The sequence below is a fragment of the Quisquiliibacterium sp. genome, from assembly GCF_982640115.1.
In genome coordinates this window covers 19,309-34,861 of record NZ_CEXFHW010000004.1, presented here as the reverse complement: position 1 = coordinate 34,861, position 15,553 = coordinate 19,309, and the positions used below count along the sequence as shown (strand labels likewise).

The window sequence follows — 15,553 nt, the reverse complement described above, 5'->3', positions numbered from 1 at the left end:
CTCCAGGAAATGCCAGGGGAAGGGAAAGGGATCAGCGGGTGAGGCTGAGTTCGCCGGGAGCACCGGCGAGCGAGCGGCGCGCCGAGGAGGTGGCCACCATCACCACCAGCGTGAGCACATAGGGCGCGGCGTTCCAGAGGTGGTAGCCCTGCACGATGCCGATCGCCTGCAGGGCCGGCCCGATCGCACCGGCGCCACCGAAGAGCAGCGCCGCCCACACGCAACCCACGGGGCTCCAGCGGGCGAAGATCACCAGCGCCACCGCCATCACGCCCTGGCCGCTGGAGAGCGCCTCGTTCCAGCTGCCCGGGTAGTAGAGCGAAAGAAAGGAACCGCCCACGCCCGCCATGAAACCTCCGGCCGCCGTGCTCCAGGCGCGCACGGCGTTGACCGGGAAACCGAGGGCGCGCGCGGCGTTGGCGCTGTCGCCCACGGTGCGGATGACCAGACCCCAGCGCGTGCTGCGCAACGCCCAGGCCATGAGCAGCGCACACACGATGCCCACCACCAGCAGCGCATTGACCTGCAACGCCGACTGCAGGGCCGGCGAGTCGCTCCAGCCGCCGAGCGCGATCGCCGGCAGGCGCGGCGCGGTGGGCTGCACATAGTCCTTGCCGAAGAAGAAGGCCAGGCCCAGCCCGAGGGTCATCAGCGCGATGCCCAGGGCCACATCGTTGACCCGCGGCAGGCTGCACAGCAGCCCGTGCACCAGGCCGAAGACCACGCCGAACAGGCCGGCGGCGAGCACCCCCAGCCAGGCCGAGCCGCTGTGGTAGGCGATGGCATAGCCGCTCATCGCGCCGAACACCATCGTGCCTTCCAGGCCGAGGTTGATGCGGCCGGCGCGCTCGGTGAGCGCCTCGCCGAGGCTCACGAACAGGAAGGGCGTGGACACCCGCAAGGCCCCGCCAAGGATGGCCGCCAGGACGGTCAGCCAGGCGCTTTCGTCACCGCTCATCGCGGCACCTCCGGGGCGGGCGCAGCCTGCGGACCGCGCAGGGCGATCGGACGCAGCCGCCAGTTGATGCGGCCGTGCATCGCCTCGCAGGCGAGGATCGACACGAACAGCAGGCCCTGCAGCACCTGGGTGGTGGCGTCGGGCAGGTCGAGGCGACGCTGCAGCAGGCTGCCCGCCGCGGCGATGCCGCCGAGCAGCACCGCCACCGGCACCGTCGCCAGGGGTTGCTGGCGCGCGATGAAGGCCACCAGGATGCCGGTGTAGCCGAAGCCGCCGAGCAGCGAGGCATTGGCCGAGCCGTGCACCGCCAGCACCTCGATGGCACCGGCCAGGCCCGCGCACATGCCCCCGAGCGCGCAGGCCGCGACCAGCAGCGCCGACACCGGCAGCCCGACCAGACGGGCGGCGCGCAGGTTGCCGCCGGCCACGCGCATGGCAAAGCCCGCAGTGGTGCGCGAGACCAGCATCTGCGCGAGCACCGCGGCCACCACGCCGATGGCCAGCCCCCAGTGCAGGTCGGTGCCCGGCATGTTGCCGAGCATGACGGCCTCGGGCAGGGGATGGGTGGAAGGCTTGTTCAGGCTGGCCGGGTCGCGCATGGGCCCGTCGACCAGATGATTGAAGAGGGCGATGGCGATGTAGGAGATCAGCAGGCTGGCGATGGTCTCGTTCATGCCCCGCCAGGCGCGCAGCGCACCGGCCGCTGCGTTGGACACCGCACCCGCGACCATGCCCGCCCCGCAGGCGACGATGACGGTGGCCATGGGCCCGGCCCCGGCCTGGGAAGCCGCCAGACCGCCCGCGGCAGCGGCCAGACCGCCCAGGGCAAGCGCCCCCTCGCCACCGATCATCACCAGACCCACCTGGGCCGGGATCGCCACGGCCAGGCCGGTGAGGATGAGCGGCGCAGAGCGCAGCAAGGTGTTCTGCCAGGCAAACGAACTGGCGAAAGCGCCCTCGAAGATGGTCACGACCACCTCGAGGGGATTGCGGCCGATGGCCAGCACGAACAGCGCGAAGAGGATCAGCCCCCCGATCACGCCCGCGAGCGCGATCAGGGTGGACTGCAGGCCGCGAGAAGACGCCATGACCGCGCTGCCGTGCCGGAAACCGCTGCGCCGATCAGCCGGGGATCGCGCCGATCACGCCCTCGACCAGGTAATTCATCTTCTCGAGTTCGACATTGGTCATCTCGAGCGAGGTCCCGGCCGCGATCACGGTGTTGCCCTTGTTGTCCTTCAGCGGGCCCTTGAAGATCGCGAAGTCGCCCGAGGTGAGCGCGGTGCGCGCCTTGTCACCCGCCTCCTTGGCCTTGGCCGACACCGAGGCGCCGTAGGGCGACATCTTCACGAAGCCTTCCTTCATGCCACCGCGCACGAAATTGGGCATGGGCTTGCCTTCGGCGGCGGCCGCGATCAGCAGCTTGTACGGCGTGGTCCAGTCCCACTCGGCGCCGGTGAGATAGCCCTTGGGTGCGAGCTTGGCCTGGCTGGCGTGATAGCCGCAGCTCATGATGCCGCGCTTCTCGGCGGTCTCGATGACCACCTTCGGACCGTCCACGTGGCAGGTGACCACATCCACGCCCTGGTCGACCAGGCTGTTGGTGGCCTCGGCCTCCTTGACCGGCAGCGACCAGTCACCGGTGAAGATCACCTGGGTGGTGATCGAGGGATCGACCGAGCGCGCGCCCATGGTGAAGGCGTTGATGTTGCGCAGCACCTGCGGGATCGGCTTGGCGGCGATGAAGCCGAGCTTCTTCTTCTTGCTCATGTGACCGGCGACCACGCCCGCCACGTACTGGGCACCATCGATGTAGCCGAAGAACGAGCCGGTGTTCTTGGGATGCTTGCCCTCGGTCCACAGGCCGCCGCAATGCGCGAAGCGCACGTTGGGGTACTTCTCGGCCATCTTGAGCATGTGCGGGTCGAAGTAGCCGAAGGAGGTGGCAAAGATCAGCGAAGCCTTGTCCTGATTGATCATGGCCTCCATCGACTTCTGCACCGCGACCGTCTCGGGAACCTTCTCCTCCTCGACCACCTTCACGCCGGGCATCTTCTTGATCATGGCCGCGGCCTGGGCCTGAGCCTGGTTGTAGCCGAAGTCGTCGCGCGGGCCGACATAGATCACGCCGACGGTGATCGGCTTGGCCTGGGCGAAGGCCGACAGCGGCAGGCCGGCCGCCGAGACGAGGCCGGCAGCACCGGCGGAGGTGACGATGAGACGACGGGATGCATCCATGCTGAAGCTCCTGTATCGATGAGGGGGAAGAGACGGTCAGCCGGACCACCCGGCTTGTGTACAAGGTCGGTTGCAAGTTCCTTGCCAGCCGGCAGGCGCTCGCGCCAGACCCCGACCGCACCGCGGCACCCCCGAAATCCGCACGATCCCGGTGCGCAACGGCCGCCCTGAAGCCCGTCTCTGGTGCAGACGCCCGATTTGCGGGCGAAACCGGACCGGAAGCACGTCCATCCGGCTGGCACAGGGATTGCAAGGTCTCTTGTATCCAAGAACACGCGCTCAGGAAGCTGCCGATGGATCCGACCTGGATCACCCGATTCCCCCACCCCAGACCGGGGGCCGACACCGGCCCGCTGGCCGGCCGGCGATTCGCAGTCAAGGACAACATCGATGTGGCCGGTGAGGCGACGACCGCAGCCTGCCCGGCCTACGGCCGCGTGGCTGCGCGCTCCGCGACGGTGGTCGAGCGCCTGATGGCTGCCGGCGCGAGCCTGGTGGGCAAGACCAACCTCGATCAGTTCGCCTGCGGACTCAACGGCAGCCGCTCTCCCTACGGCACACCGCCCAACGCCTTCGACCCGGCCCTCGTGCCCGGTGGCTCGAGCTCGGGCTCGGCGGTGGCGGTGGCCCGCGGCGAGGCCGACTTCGCCCTGGGCACCGACACCGCGGGCTCGGGTCGCGTGCCGGCGGCGCTGAACAACCTGGTGGGCCTCAAACCCAGCCGCGGCCTGATCAGCAATCGCGGCGTGGTGCCGGCCTGCCGTTCGATCGATTGCGTGTCGATCTTCACCACCACCGTGGCCGATGCCGTCGATGTGCTGCGCGTGGCCGCCGGCCACGACCCGGAAGACCCGTACTCCCGGGCCCGTCCGCTGGACCCCGCGTTCTTTCCCGAACGCTTCCGCTTCGGCGTGCCGCACGAGGACCAGCTCGAGTTCTTCGGCGATCCGCTCTCCAGGCGCGCCTTCGAGCAGGCCTGCGCGCGGCTGCGCCGGCTCGGCGGAGAACCGGTGCGCATCGACTACCAGCCCTTTGCCGAAGCCGCCGCGATGCTCTACGAGGATGCCTTCGTGGCCGAGCGCTACGCCGGCATCCGTGAGTTCTACGATGCCCAGGCCGAGAGCAACCCCGAAGCCTTCGACCCGACGGTGCGCGCGATCATCGGCTCCGGCCGCCGCTACAGCGCCGCCGACTGGTGCCAGGCCAGCGACATGCTCGGCCTGCTGCGCCAGTGCTGCGACGAGATCCTGGCCAGCGTGGATGTGCTGGTGCTGCCGACCACGCCCGGCCCGGTGAGCGTGGCCGACATGCGCGGCGATCCGGTGGGGCTGAACCGTCGGCTCGGCCACTACACCAACTTCGTGAATCTGCTCGACTACGCAGCGCTGGCGGTGCCGGCCTGCCTGCGCGAGGACGGCCTTCCCTTCGGCATCAGCTTCATCGGCCCGGCCGGCAGCGACCTGCGTCTGGCCGATATCGGCCAGCGCTTTCATCACGACACCGGCCTCACCGCCGGGGCCACCGGCCGCCCGCTGCCGCCGCCGCGCGACATCACGCGGCCCACGGGCAGCACGGTGCGCCTGGCCGTGGTCGGCGCCCACCTGAGCGGCATGCCGCTGAACAGCCAGCTGCGCGAGCGCGGCGCCCGGCTGCTGAGTGTGGGCCGCACCGCGCCGCTCTATCGGCTCTTTGCCCTGCAGGGCACGGTGCCGCCCAAGCCCGGTCTGCTGCGGGTGCCGCCCGGCGAAGGTGCGTCGATCGCGATCGAGGTCTGGGAGATGCCGTTGGCGCACTACGGCTCGTTCGTGGCGCTGATCGGCGCGCCCCTGGGCATCGGCACGCTGCGCCTGGAAGACGGTGGCAGCGTGCAGGGATTCCTGTGCGAGGCGCTCGACACCGTCGGGCAGCCCGACATCACCGGTTTCGGCGGCTGGCGCGCCTACCTGTCCAGCCAGGCAGCCCACCGGGCAGCCTGACCCGGTCTCTCTTCCCTTGTCTTTGCAACCCTGATCGAGAGGTCCTCATGAAACCATTGATCGTCTCCGCCTTCCTGGCCGCCGGCCTGATGCTGGCGGGCGCGGCGCCCGCCCAGGACGCGCGCAAGGAAACCCTGGTGGTGGCCAACGAGTTCGGCCCCAACATGCTGGACATCCACGGCGTGGGCGCGAACCGGCCTGCCTATGGCGTGGCCTGGATCGCCTACGACCGGCTGATGACTTATGGCCGCAAGACCCTGCCCAACGGCACGGTCACCTACGATTACGCCAAACTCGAGCCGGAACTGGCCGAGCGCTGGGAAGTGGCCAAGGACGGCTCCGGCGTCACCTTCTACCTGCGCAAGGGCGCGAAGTTCCATGACGGCTCGCCGGTCACCGCGGCCGATGTGAAATGGAGCTACGACCGCGCGCTCGCCATGGGCGGCTTCCCGCAGTTCCAGATGCGCGCCGGCTCGCTGGAAAAGCCCGAGCAGTTCGAGGTGGTGAACGACACCACCTTCCGGGTGAAGTTCCTGCGCCCCGACAAGATGTCCATGCCGAACATGGCGGTGCCGGTGGCCTCCATCTACAACGCCACCCTGGCCAAGAAGCACGCCACCGCCGACGACCCCTGGGCAGCCACCTGGCTCAAGACCAACACCGCCGGCGGCGGCGCCTACAAGGTGGAGAGCTACAAGCCCGGCCAGGAGATCATCTATGTGCGCAATGACGACTGGAAGAACGGCCCGCTGCCCAAGGTGAAGCGGATCATCCAGCGCGATGTGCCTTCGGCGGGCAACCGCCGCGCGCTGCTGCTGCGCGGTGACATCGACATGACCTACGACATGCCGCCCAAGGACTTCGGCGAACTGGCTGCCGACACTGCCAAGGTGAAGGTCGCCTCGTTCCCAATCGAGAACGCCCTGTTCTACCTCGGGATGAATGTGACCAAGCCGCCCTTCAACAACGTCAAGGTGCGCCAGGCCGTGGCCTGGGCCCTGCCCTACGACAAGATGTGGGAGACCGCCATCTATGGTCGCGGGGTGAAGCTCTACGGCGCCGCCAGCAACGATGTGAAGACCATCGCCTGGCCCCAGCCCACCGGCTACAAGACCGACATCGCCAAGGCCAAGGCGCTGATGGCCGAAGCAGGCTTTCCCAACGGCTTCGAGACCACGCTGTCCTTCGACCTCGGCGGCGCGACGGTGGGCGAGCCGATGTCGATCCTGGTGCAGGAGGCGCTCGCGCAGATCGGCATCAAGACCACCATCAACAAGGTGCCGGGCGCGAACTGGCGCGCGGCCCTGCTGAAGAAGGACATGCCGCTGATGATCAACCGCTTCGGCGGCTGGCTGAACTACCCGGAGTACTTCTTCTTCTGGTGCTATCACGGCCAGAACGCGGTGTTCAACACCATGTCCTACCAGGACGCGGAGATGGACAAGTTCATCACCAATGCCCGCTTCGCCGAGAGCAAGGCCATCTACGACGACCAGGTCAAGGCGATGATCCGCAAGGCCTATGTCGATGTTCCGCGAGTGCCGCTGTTCCAGCCCACCCAGGATGTGGCCATGCAGAAGAACATCAGCGGCTTCACCTACTGGTTCCACCTGCAGCCCGACTACCGTCAGATCGTGAAGAACTGATCGGCGTCGGATCACCGGCACGCCCCGTCGCCCCATCATGCTCGCGATCATCCTGAAGCGGCTGCTGCTCTCGGTGCCCACCCTGGCGGGCATCGTGGTGGTGACCTTCGCGCTCACCAGGCTGCTGCCCGGCGACCCGGCGGCCTACTTCGCCGGCAACGCCGCCAGCGTCGAGGCGGTCGAGCAGATCCGCGCCAAGCTCGGCCTGAACCAGCCGCTGGCCACGCAGTTCGTGCGCTATGTGAAGGAGCTGGCCACCGGCGACTGGGGGCAGTCGCTGAACACCGGCCAGCCGGTGGCGGTCGAGATCGCCACCCGGCTGCCGGCCTCGCTGGAACTCACCCTGGTGGCGCTGGTGCTCTCGCTCTCGGTGTCGATCCCCCTGGGCGTGCTGGCCGCCACCCGGCCTGGCTCCTGGGTGGATCAGCTCTGCCGCCTGGTGACCACCGCCGGCGTGTCGCTGCCGGTGTTCTTCACCGGCCTGCTGCTGTCCTTCGTCTTCTACTTCCTGCTCGGCTGGGCGCCCTCGCCGCTGGGCCGCATCGACCCCTATGTGAGCGCGCCGGCCACCGTCACCGGCTTCTACCTGATCGACAGCCTGCTGGCCGGCAGCGGCGAGGCCTTCTGGTCGAGCCTGCGCCAGCTGATCCTGCCGGCCATCACCCTGGCCCTGTTCGTGATGGCGCCGGTGGCGCGCATGACCCGCGCCTCGATGCTCGGCGTGCTGTCGGCCGACTTCGTGCGCACCGCCCGCGCCATGGGCCTGTCACGGGCGCGGGTGCTCTACGGCTATGCCTTCCGCAATGCCTTCCTGCCGGTGCTCACCACGATCGGCATGGTCTTCTCCTTCATGCTCGGCGCCAATGTGCTGGTCGAGAAGGTCTTCGCCTGGCCGGGCATCGGCTCGTTCGCGATCGAGTCGCTGGTGGCCAGCGACTACGCGCCAGTGCAGGGCTTCGTGCTCACCATGGCCATCCTCTATGTGGCCCTCAACCTGGTGATCGACCTGCTCTACCTGGCGATCGACCCGCGTGTCTCGGTGGCGGGCTGAGATGGCGAGCGCAGGCACCCTGGCCCATGCCCGCTATGTGGTGGGCGAAAACCCGGTCACTGCCGGCGCGTTCGGCCTGTTCGCGCTGTTCGTGCTGATGGCGATCGCCGGCCCCTGGCTCGCGCCCTACGACCCGCTGGCCACCAACGCCGCGGTGGCCATGCAGCCGCCCTCGGCGCGGCACTGGTTCGGCACCGATGCGCTGGGCCGCGATGTGCTCTCGCGGGTCATGGCCGCGGCCCGGGTGGACTTCGGCATCGCGCTCTCGGCGGTGGCGCTGTCATCGGTCACCGGCATCCTGCTCGGCATGGTCGCCGGCTACTACGGCGGCTGGTTCGACCGCGCGATCGGCCGGCTGGTGGACACCATCATGGCCTTCCCGCTGTTCGTGCTGGCCATGGGCATCGTGGCGGCGCTGGGCAACACGGTGGCCAACATCGTGATCGCCACCGCGATCATCAACCTGCCCTTCTACCTGCGGGTGGCGCGGGCCGAAACCAATGTGCGCCGCGACGCCGGCTTCATCGAGGCCGCGCGCGTCACCGGCAACAGCGATGCGCGGGTGCTCCTCGTGCACATGCTGCCCAACATCCTGCCGCCGGCGATGGTGCAGATCTCGCTGAACATGGGCCTGGCCATCCTCAACTGCGCCGGCCTGTCGTTCATCGGCCTTGGGGTGCGTCCGCCGGCGCCGGAGTGGGGAATCATGGTTGCCGAGGGCGCGCAGTACATCGTGAGCGGCGAGTGGTGGGTGGCGCTCTTTCCCGGCGCGGTGCTGATGCTGGCGGTGTTCTGCTTCAACCTGCTCGGCGACGGGCTGCGCGACATCATCGACCCGCGCAGGCGCACATGAGCGAACTGCTTCGCATCGAGGGACTCTCGCTGGAGTTCCGCACCCGCAGCGGCACGGTCTCGGCGCTGCAGGGCATCACACTTTCCCTGGACAAGGGCGAGACCCTCGGCCTGGTCGGCGAGAGCGGCTCGGGCAAGTCGGTGCTCTCCTACGCGGTCCTGGGCATCCAGGATCCGGCGGCGCGCATCACCGCCGGCTCGATCCGCTTCGGCGGCATCGACCTGCTCTCGCTTGGCGAGCGCCAGATGGCCGACATCCGCGGCCGCGAGATCGCCATGATCTTCCAGAACCCGCGGGTGGCGCTGAACCCCATTCGCCGGGTGGGCGGGCAGATCGGCGATGTGCTGGTGCGCCACACCACCACGCTCGCCCGCGAACGCGAGGCGCGCGCCGTGGCCATGCTGCAGGCGGTGCGCATTCCCGACCCGCAGCGCCGGGCGCGGGCCTATCCCTTCGAGATGTCGGGCGGCCAGTGCCAGCGCGTGATGATCGCGATGGCGCTGGCCTCGAACCCGGCGCTGCTGATCGCCGACGAACCGACCACCGGCCTGGATGTCACCACCCAGGCGGCCATCATGCAGCTGCTGCGCGATGCGGCGGCCGACCGTCAGATGGCCACGGTGCTGATCACCCACGACCTCGCCCTGGCAAGCGAGAACTGCGACCGCATCGCCGTGATGCACGCCGGACACATCGTCGAGGTGGCGCCCACCCGCACGCTGTTCACCGCGCCACGCCATCCCTACACCCGGGCGCTGATCCGCTCGGTGCCGGCCAGCGCCGCGTCGCTCGCCGACCTGCAGGCCATCCCGGGCTCGCTACCCGATCTGCGATCGACCGACATCCCGGCCTGCCGCTTCGCCCACCGCTGCGCGCAGGCCACGCCGCTTTGCCACACCACGCCCCCGCCGCAGGTCGCCGAGGGCGAGTCGGTGGTGGCCTGCCACTTCCCGACATGACCGGACCCGCCCCGTTGCTGGCCGTCTCGCACCTGTCACGGCGCTTCGCGATGCGCCGCGGCGTCCTGTCGCGGGCCGCGCCCTCCTTCCTGCACGCGGTCGACGATGTCAGCCTGAGCATCGCGCCCGGCCGCAGCGTGGGCCTCGTGGGTGAGTCAGGCTGCGGCAAGTCGACGCTGGTGCGCCTGATCGCCAGGCTGCTCGACGCCACCGAGGGCGAGATCGCCTTCGACGGCGAGGACCTCGCCGCCGTACCCGCCGCGCGCTTTGCCCGTCACCCGCGCCGGCGCGAGCTGCAGGTGGTGTTCCAGGACCCCACCGAATCGCTCAATCCGCGTTACACCGCCTTCGACAGCATCGCCGAACCGCTGCGTCTGCTCGAGGGTGTGCGCGACAGCGCCGGGCTGGAGGCCCGCGTGAAGGCGGCCGCCAGCGACGTCGGCCTGCCCGCCGAACTGCTCGGGCGCTTCCCGCACCAGCTCTCCGGCGGCCAGAAGGCGCGCGTGAACATCGCCCGCGCGGTGGCGGTGCGCCCGCGTCTGCTCATCCTCGACGAGCCCACCGCGGCACTCGATGTGTCGGTGCAGGCGATCGTGCTGGAGCTGCTCGCCGAGCTGCGCCAGCGCCACGGCCTCGCCTATCTGTTCGTCTCGCACGATCTGAATGTGGTGCGGCTGATGTGCGACGAGGTGCTGGTGATGTACCTCGGCCGGATCGTCGAGCGCGGCCCTGCCGCCGAGGTCTTCGCCAACCCCGCCCATCCCTACACCCGACTGCTGGTCGATGCGCTGCCGCGCCTGGGCCAGCCCGCACCGGCCGTGGCGCTGCCGGCCGGCGAGCCCACCAGCCCGATCGACCCCGATCCGCGACAATGCCGCTACGCCTCGCGCTGCCCGCAGGCCCGCCCGCGCTGTTCGGAGCTCAGCCCCAGCCTGAGCACCCTTGCACCGGGTCGTGAAGCCGCCTGCCATTTCCCGCTCGTCAACCTCGCCCCGGAGAGCGCCACATGAAGCCTGCCGAGATTCCCCGCTACGTCGACGCCGCGCTCGCCCTGCACGGCTACCAGCTGAGCGAAGCCGCCCGAGACGAGGTGCTGCGCCAGTTCACGCTTGGCGCCACGATCGCCGCCGGTTTCCTGGACCTGCCGCTCGGCCCCGAGGACGAGATGGCGCCGGTCTTCACCCCGGTATCGCCGGCATGAGCGCGGCCATCAGCGGCGCCACGCCGATCGGCGATGCGCTCTCGCTCGCCCGCCAGGTGCGCGAGGGCAGCCTGAGCGCCACCGCGCTCATCGAGCAGACCCTGGCCGGCATCGCCGCCCGCGGGCATCTCGGCAACGCCTTCACCCTGGTCACCGCCGAGCGCGCACGCGCGCAGGCGCGGGCGCTCGACGCCCGGCGCGCCGCCGGACAGGTGCTGCCGCCGCTGGCCGGCGTGCCCTTCGCGGTGAAGAACCTGTTCGACATCGCCGGCGAGGTCACCCTGGCCGGCTCCAAGGTGAACGCTTCGCTGCCGCCGGCCGGGACGGATGCCAGCCTGATCAGGCGGCTCACTGCGGCCGGCGCCATCCTGGTGGGCGCGCTCAACATGGACGAGTTCGCCTACGGCTTCACCACCGAAAACAGCCATGTCGGCCCCTGCCGCAACCCGCACGACCGCAGCCGGCTGGCCGGCGGCTCCTCGGGCGGCTCGGCGGTGGCGGTGGCCGACGGCCTGGTCCCGCTCACCCTTGGCAGCGACACCAATGGCTCGATCCGGGTGCCGGCCTCGCTGTGCGGCGTCTTCGGCCTGAAGCCCACCTATGGCCGGCTCTCGCGCCATGGCAGCTTCCCCTTCGTGGCCAGTCTCGACCATCTCGGCCCCTTCGCCGGCACGCTGGCCGACCTCGCCCTGTGCTACGACCTGATGCAAGGGCCCGACCCGGCCGATCCGGCCTGCGCCCAGCGGCCGCTGGAGCCGGTGAGCGACGCGCTCGACGAGGGCGTGGGCGGGCTGCGCATCGCACGCCTGGCCGGTCACTTCGAGCAGTTCGCCGGACCGGTGGCCCGGGCCTCGCTCGACCTTGCCTGCGAGGCCCTGGGCGTGAGCCAGCGTGTCGAGTGGCCGATGGCCTCGGCCGGTCGCGCGGCGGCCTTCGTGATCACCAGCAGCGAGGGTGGCGCGCTGCATCTGCCCGGTCTGCGCGAGCGCTATGACGACTACGAGCCGCTGTCGCGCGACCGGTTCATCGCCGGCAGCCTGATGCCCGCCGCCTGGTACAACCGCGCCCAGCGGGTGCGCGCCCGCTACGCCCGGGCGGTGGCCGAACAGTTCGCCAGCGCCGATATCTTCCTCGCGCCGGTCACGCCGTTGCCCGCACCACCGATCGGCAGCGAAACCGTCACCATCAACGGCATGACCCTGCCCGCTCGCGCCAGCATGGGCATCCTCACCCAGCCGGTGTCGTGCATCGGCCTGCCGGTGCTGGCCGCGCCCGTGCCGGTCGAGGGCGAGTTGCCGATGTCGATCCAGATCATCGCCGCGCCCTGGCGCGAACGCGATGCCGTCCGGGTGGCGTCGGCGCTGGTGCGCGCCGGCGTGTGCCGCGTGCCCGCCGTCCCGACTTCCGCCTGAGCCTGGAGCCGATGCCATGCAGATCAACCTGCCCGATGTGCTTGCCGAGGTGAGCGCCGTCTTTGCCCGCTATGAGCAGGCGCTGGTGACCAACGATGTCGCGGTGCTCGACGAACTCTTCTGGAACAGCCCGCACACCCTGCGCTACGGCGTGGCCGAGAACCTCTACGGCTACGGCGAGATCCAGGCCTTTCGCGCCGGACGGCCGGCGGTGGGCCTGGCCCGCGAGGTGCTGCGCACGGTGATCACCACCTACGGCACCGACTACGCCACCGCCAACATCGAGTTCCGGCGCGAGGGGGCGGCCCGCACCGGGCGCCAGAGCCAGACCTGGGCGCGCATGCCCGAGGGCTGGCGGGTGGTGGCTGCCCATGTCAGCCTGATGGCTGGCTGATCACCGGACGGGCCACGTCCCTCGCAGACCGGTCATGGGCGCCAACGACTCCACCACCGCGCCGCTGCACGCCTCGCTCGCCGACACCGTCTACCAGCGCGTGAAGGACGATATCGCCGAGTTCCGGCTGGTGCCGGGCGATCGTTTCACCGAGAACGAGGTGGCCACGCGCCTGGGCGTGTCGCGCACGCCGGTGCGCCAGGCGCTCTTCCGCCTGCAGCGCGAACGGCTGGTGCAGGTGCACTTCCGATCGGGCTGGCAGGTGCAGCCCTTCGACTTCGAGATGTTCGAGCATCTCTACGACCTGCGCGTGGTGCTCGAGACCACGGCCGCCCAGCGGCTGTGCGAGGCCGCGCCGGGCAAGGCAGATCGCAGCCGCCTCGATGCCCTGCAGGCCTTCTGGGGCGTGCCCCGCGAGGAACGCAAGACCGATGGCCGTCTGGTGTCACGGCGTGACGAGGAGTTCCACGCCGCGCTGGTGGCGGCCGCCGGCAACCCGGAGCTCGCTCGCGTCCACCACGATGTCACCGAGCGCATCCGCATCGTGCGCCGGCTGGATTTCACCCAGCCGGAGCGCATCCACTCCACCTACGACGAGCACGCCAAGATCCTGCAGGCGCTGCTGCGCCGCCGGCCCGAGCAGGCGGTGCTGCTGCTGCGCAGCCACATCGAGGCGAGCAAGTCGGAGGTGCGCAAGCTGACGCTGCACAACCTGTACCTCGCCAAGCGCGGCTCGCGCGCCTGAGCGCGCCAGCGCGCGGCCTGTGCGTCAGCCGCGCGTGGCCAGGCTCATCAGCGCGAAACGCGCCACCTCTTCCCCCACGGTCTCGCAGGCCTTGATCGCGGCCGGATCGGGCTGGCGGTCAGGCCCGCCGAAGGGCTTGGTGCTCGAGGCGATGGCCGCGCCGTAGGGCGTGGGCCAACCGCGCAGCGCGTGCACGATCGCGCGCAGCGACACCATGGTGGTGCCCATGGCCTGCGCGCCTTCGGCGCACACGATGCACCCCACGGCGCGCCCCTCGAGGTAGACGCGGGGATCGGCGCGCATGTCTTCGGTGAAGTCGATCGCGTTCTTGACCAGGCCCGAGATGCCGCCGTGGTAGGCCGGCGTGGCGATGATCACGCCGTCGGCCCGGCGCAGCGCCTCGACCATGGCCTGAGCCTGCGGACTGCGCCCGGGCGCGGCCGGATCGTAGGGTTCGCTGGGCATGTCGCCGGCACCGAAGGCCTGGGTGTCGCAGCCCAGCGTCTGGGCGCGGGCCAGCGCCACGGCCAGCGCACGCTCGGAGGTGGACCCGCTGCGGGTGGTGCCGCCGATGCCGACGATGAACGGACGCGATTGCATGGAGGGCGCTCTGGAGTGGGGGGAGGGGACGGCGCCGCGGTGCTTGAAGCGTGAAGCAGGACGCCGGAACGCCCGAGTCTATCAAGGGCCGGACCACGCCCCGGAGCCGACAGGCGGGTCGATTCCACTTTGCCCCGGGCCCGGCCCGCAGGCCGGGGACGCCACCGACCCGTGTGATGGACAGGTCGTCGGGGCAAGGCGTAGAAATCGTGGTTCCAGCTGGCCACCGTGCCAACCGGAGCCTCGCCGCCCCATCACGGCGAAGGCCACCACAACAAGGAGACATCATGGGACACCGCATGCGTTTCGGCATCTTCCTGGCCCCCTTCCACAAACCCGGCATCAACCCCACCCTGGCGCTGGAGCAGGATCTCGAGCTCATCCAGTGGCTCGACCGATGCGGCTATGACGAGGCCTGGTGCGGCGAGCACCACTCGGCCGGCTCCGAGATCAGCGCCTCGCCCGAGATCCTCATGGCGGTGGCCTCGCAGCGCACCCGCCACATCCGGCTCGGCACCGGCGTGGTCAGCGTGTCGTACCACAACCCGCTGTGGGTGGCCGAACGCATCGTGCAGCTCGATCACCTCACCCGCGGTCGCGTCATGCTCGGCGTGGGCCCGGGCTCGCTGCCCAGCGACGGCATCATGATCGGCATCTCGCAGGCGCAGACACGCGGTCTGCTCGAAGACGGCCTGGGCATCATCATGAAGCTGCTGACCAGCGACGAGCCGGTGAACTTCAGGAACGACCGCTGGGAGCTCAACGACGCGCGGCTGCACCTGCGGCCCTACTCCAACCCGCTGTTCGACATCGCAGTGCCGGCGGTGGCCTCGCCCACCGGCCCGAAGCTCGCCGGCATGCACGGCGTGGGTCTGCTGTCGATCGGCGCCACCACTGCCGCCGGCTTCGATGCCCTGGCGCTGCACTGGGATGTGATGGAGGAGCAGGCCCGCCACCACAAGACCCGGGTCGACCGCAACAAGTGGCGCCTCGTGGGCATGGTCCACTGCGCCGAGACCATGGAGCAGGCCTACCGCGATGTGGAGTACGGCATGGAGCAGTGGTTCGACTACTTCCAGGCCGTGGCGGCCTTCCCGCAGATGGCGGTGCCCGGCAGCAACGTGAAGGAGATGATCTCCTTCGTGAACGACTCGGGCTTCGGCGCGATCGGCACCCCCGACATGGTCAATGCCCAGATCGAGCGGCTCTGGAACCAGTCCAACGGCGGCTTCGGCGCCTACCTCATGCTGGCCCACAACTGGGCCAACTTCGACGCCACCCGCAAGAGCTACGACCTGATCGCCCGCCATGTGTTCCCGCGATGGCAGGGCCAGATGCAGTCCACGCTCGATGCGGCGGCCCGCGCCCGCGCCGCGCGCCCGGCGCTCGCCGAAGTGCATGCCAAGGCGGTGGAAGCGGCCACCCAGCGCTTCGCCGACGAGAAGGCAAAGCGCGTGGCCTGAACCCCGCCGGCCATTACCGGACCGCCGCCCCGGGCCCCGGCTTGCCCGGGGCGGTGG

The 15,553-nt window shown here is 70.0% G+C and carries 15 protein-coding genes; 11 read left to right on the top strand and 4 right to left on the bottom strand.

What is annotated here, in order from left to right:
* Positions 1-31 precede the first annotated feature (31 nt).
* Genes AC2H6A_RS01035 through AC2H6A_RS01025 form a run of 3 tightly spaced genes read right to left on the bottom strand, consistent with a single transcriptional unit; the run spans position 32 to position 3,196 of the window.
* Positions 32-958 (bottom strand): ABC transporter permease, encoded by a 927-nt coding sequence (locus AC2H6A_RS01035; RefSeq protein WP_484271267.1) that lies wholly within the window; start codon positions 956-958, stop codon positions 32-34.
* The gene (locus AC2H6A_RS01030; protein ID WP_484271266.1) at positions 955-2,046 is read right to left on the bottom strand and encodes an ABC transporter permease; all 1,092 of its coding nucleotides are present in this window, start codon (positions 2,044-2,046) and stop codon (positions 955-957) included. The genes AC2H6A_RS01035 and AC2H6A_RS01030 overlap by 4 nt, the downstream gene beginning before the upstream one ends.
* A gap of 34 nt (positions 2,047-2,080) precedes the next feature.
* Positions 2,081-3,196 carry a BMP family ABC transporter substrate-binding protein gene (locus AC2H6A_RS01025; RefSeq protein ID WP_484271265.1) on the bottom strand — a complete coding sequence of 372 codons (1,116 nt, stop codon included), beginning with the start codon at positions 3,194-3,196 and terminating at the stop codon, positions 2,081-2,083.
* Between the two features lie 293 nt (positions 3,197-3,489).
* Between AC2H6A_RS01025 and atzF the strand changes: the two genes are divergently transcribed.
* Genes atzF through AC2H6A_RS00975 form a run of 10 tightly spaced genes read left to right on the top strand, consistent with a single transcriptional unit; the run spans position 3,490 to position 13,433 of the window.
* Positions 3,490-5,172, top strand: coding sequence for an allophanate hydrolase (gene atzF, locus AC2H6A_RS01020; protein ID WP_484271264.1), 1,683 nt, complete (start codon positions 3,490-3,492; stop codon positions 5,170-5,172).
* A 47-nt stretch (positions 5,173-5,219) separates the two neighbouring features.
* Entirely contained in the window at positions 5,220-6,818 is a 1,599-nt protein-coding gene (locus tag AC2H6A_RS01015; RefSeq protein WP_484271263.1) for an ABC transporter substrate-binding protein, read from the top strand.
* Positions 6,819-6,855: 37 nt separating this feature from the next.
* Complete coding sequence (locus AC2H6A_RS01010; RefSeq protein WP_484271262.1) at positions 6,856-7,869, top strand: ABC transporter permease; 1,014 nt, start codon at positions 6,856-6,858, stop codon at positions 7,867-7,869.
* A gap of 1 nt (position 7,870) precedes the next feature.
* A complete protein-coding gene (locus AC2H6A_RS01005) occupies positions 7,871-8,722 on the top strand; it encodes an ABC transporter permease (RefSeq protein ID WP_484271261.1) in 852 nt (283 codons plus the stop codon).
* A complete protein-coding gene (locus AC2H6A_RS01000) occupies positions 8,719-9,681 on the top strand; it encodes an ABC transporter ATP-binding protein (protein ID WP_484271260.1) in 963 nt (320 codons plus the stop codon). The genes AC2H6A_RS01005 and AC2H6A_RS01000 overlap by 4 nt, the downstream gene beginning before the upstream one ends.
* Positions 9,678-10,691, top strand: coding sequence for an oligopeptide/dipeptide ABC transporter ATP-binding protein (locus AC2H6A_RS00995; RefSeq protein ID WP_484271259.1), 1,014 nt, complete (start codon positions 9,678-9,680; stop codon positions 10,689-10,691). Before AC2H6A_RS01000 ends, AC2H6A_RS00995 begins: the two co-directional genes overlap by 4 nt.
* Entirely contained in the window at positions 10,688-10,882 is a 195-nt protein-coding gene (locus tag AC2H6A_RS00990) for a DUF4089 domain-containing protein (protein ID WP_484271258.1), read from the top strand. Before AC2H6A_RS00995 ends, AC2H6A_RS00990 begins: the two co-directional genes overlap by 4 nt.
* On the top strand, positions 10,879-12,294 hold the full coding sequence (locus tag AC2H6A_RS00985; protein ID WP_484271257.1) for an AtzE family amidohydrolase: 1,416 nt from the start codon (positions 10,879-10,881) through the stop codon (positions 12,292-12,294). Before AC2H6A_RS00990 ends, AC2H6A_RS00985 begins: the two co-directional genes overlap by 4 nt.
* Positions 12,295-12,310: 16 nt before the next feature.
* A complete protein-coding gene (gene hpxZ / locus AC2H6A_RS00980) occupies positions 12,311-12,688 on the top strand; it encodes an oxalurate catabolism protein HpxZ (protein ID WP_484271256.1) in 378 nt (125 codons plus the stop codon).
* A gap of 34 nt (positions 12,689-12,722) precedes the next feature.
* Positions 12,723-13,433 carry a GntR family transcriptional regulator gene (locus AC2H6A_RS00975; RefSeq protein ID WP_484271255.1) on the top strand — a complete coding sequence of 237 codons (711 nt, stop codon included), beginning with the start codon at positions 12,723-12,725 and terminating at the stop codon, positions 13,431-13,433.
* A 24-nt stretch (positions 13,434-13,457) separates the two neighbouring features.
* Here the strand turns inward: AC2H6A_RS00975 and AC2H6A_RS00970 are convergent, their stop codons facing one another.
* The gene (locus AC2H6A_RS00970; RefSeq protein WP_484271254.1) at positions 13,458-14,033 is read right to left on the bottom strand and encodes an NADPH-dependent FMN reductase; all 576 of its coding nucleotides are present in this window, start codon (positions 14,031-14,033) and stop codon (positions 13,458-13,460) included.
* Positions 14,034-14,320: 287 nt separating this feature from the next.
* On the opposite strand from AC2H6A_RS00970, the gene AC2H6A_RS00965 reads away from it, so the two are divergent.
* Complete coding sequence (locus tag AC2H6A_RS00965) at positions 14,321-15,496, top strand: LLM class flavin-dependent oxidoreductase (RefSeq protein ID WP_484271253.1); 1,176 nt, start codon at positions 14,321-14,323, stop codon at positions 15,494-15,496.
* Positions 15,497-15,553: the final 57 nt, after the last annotated feature.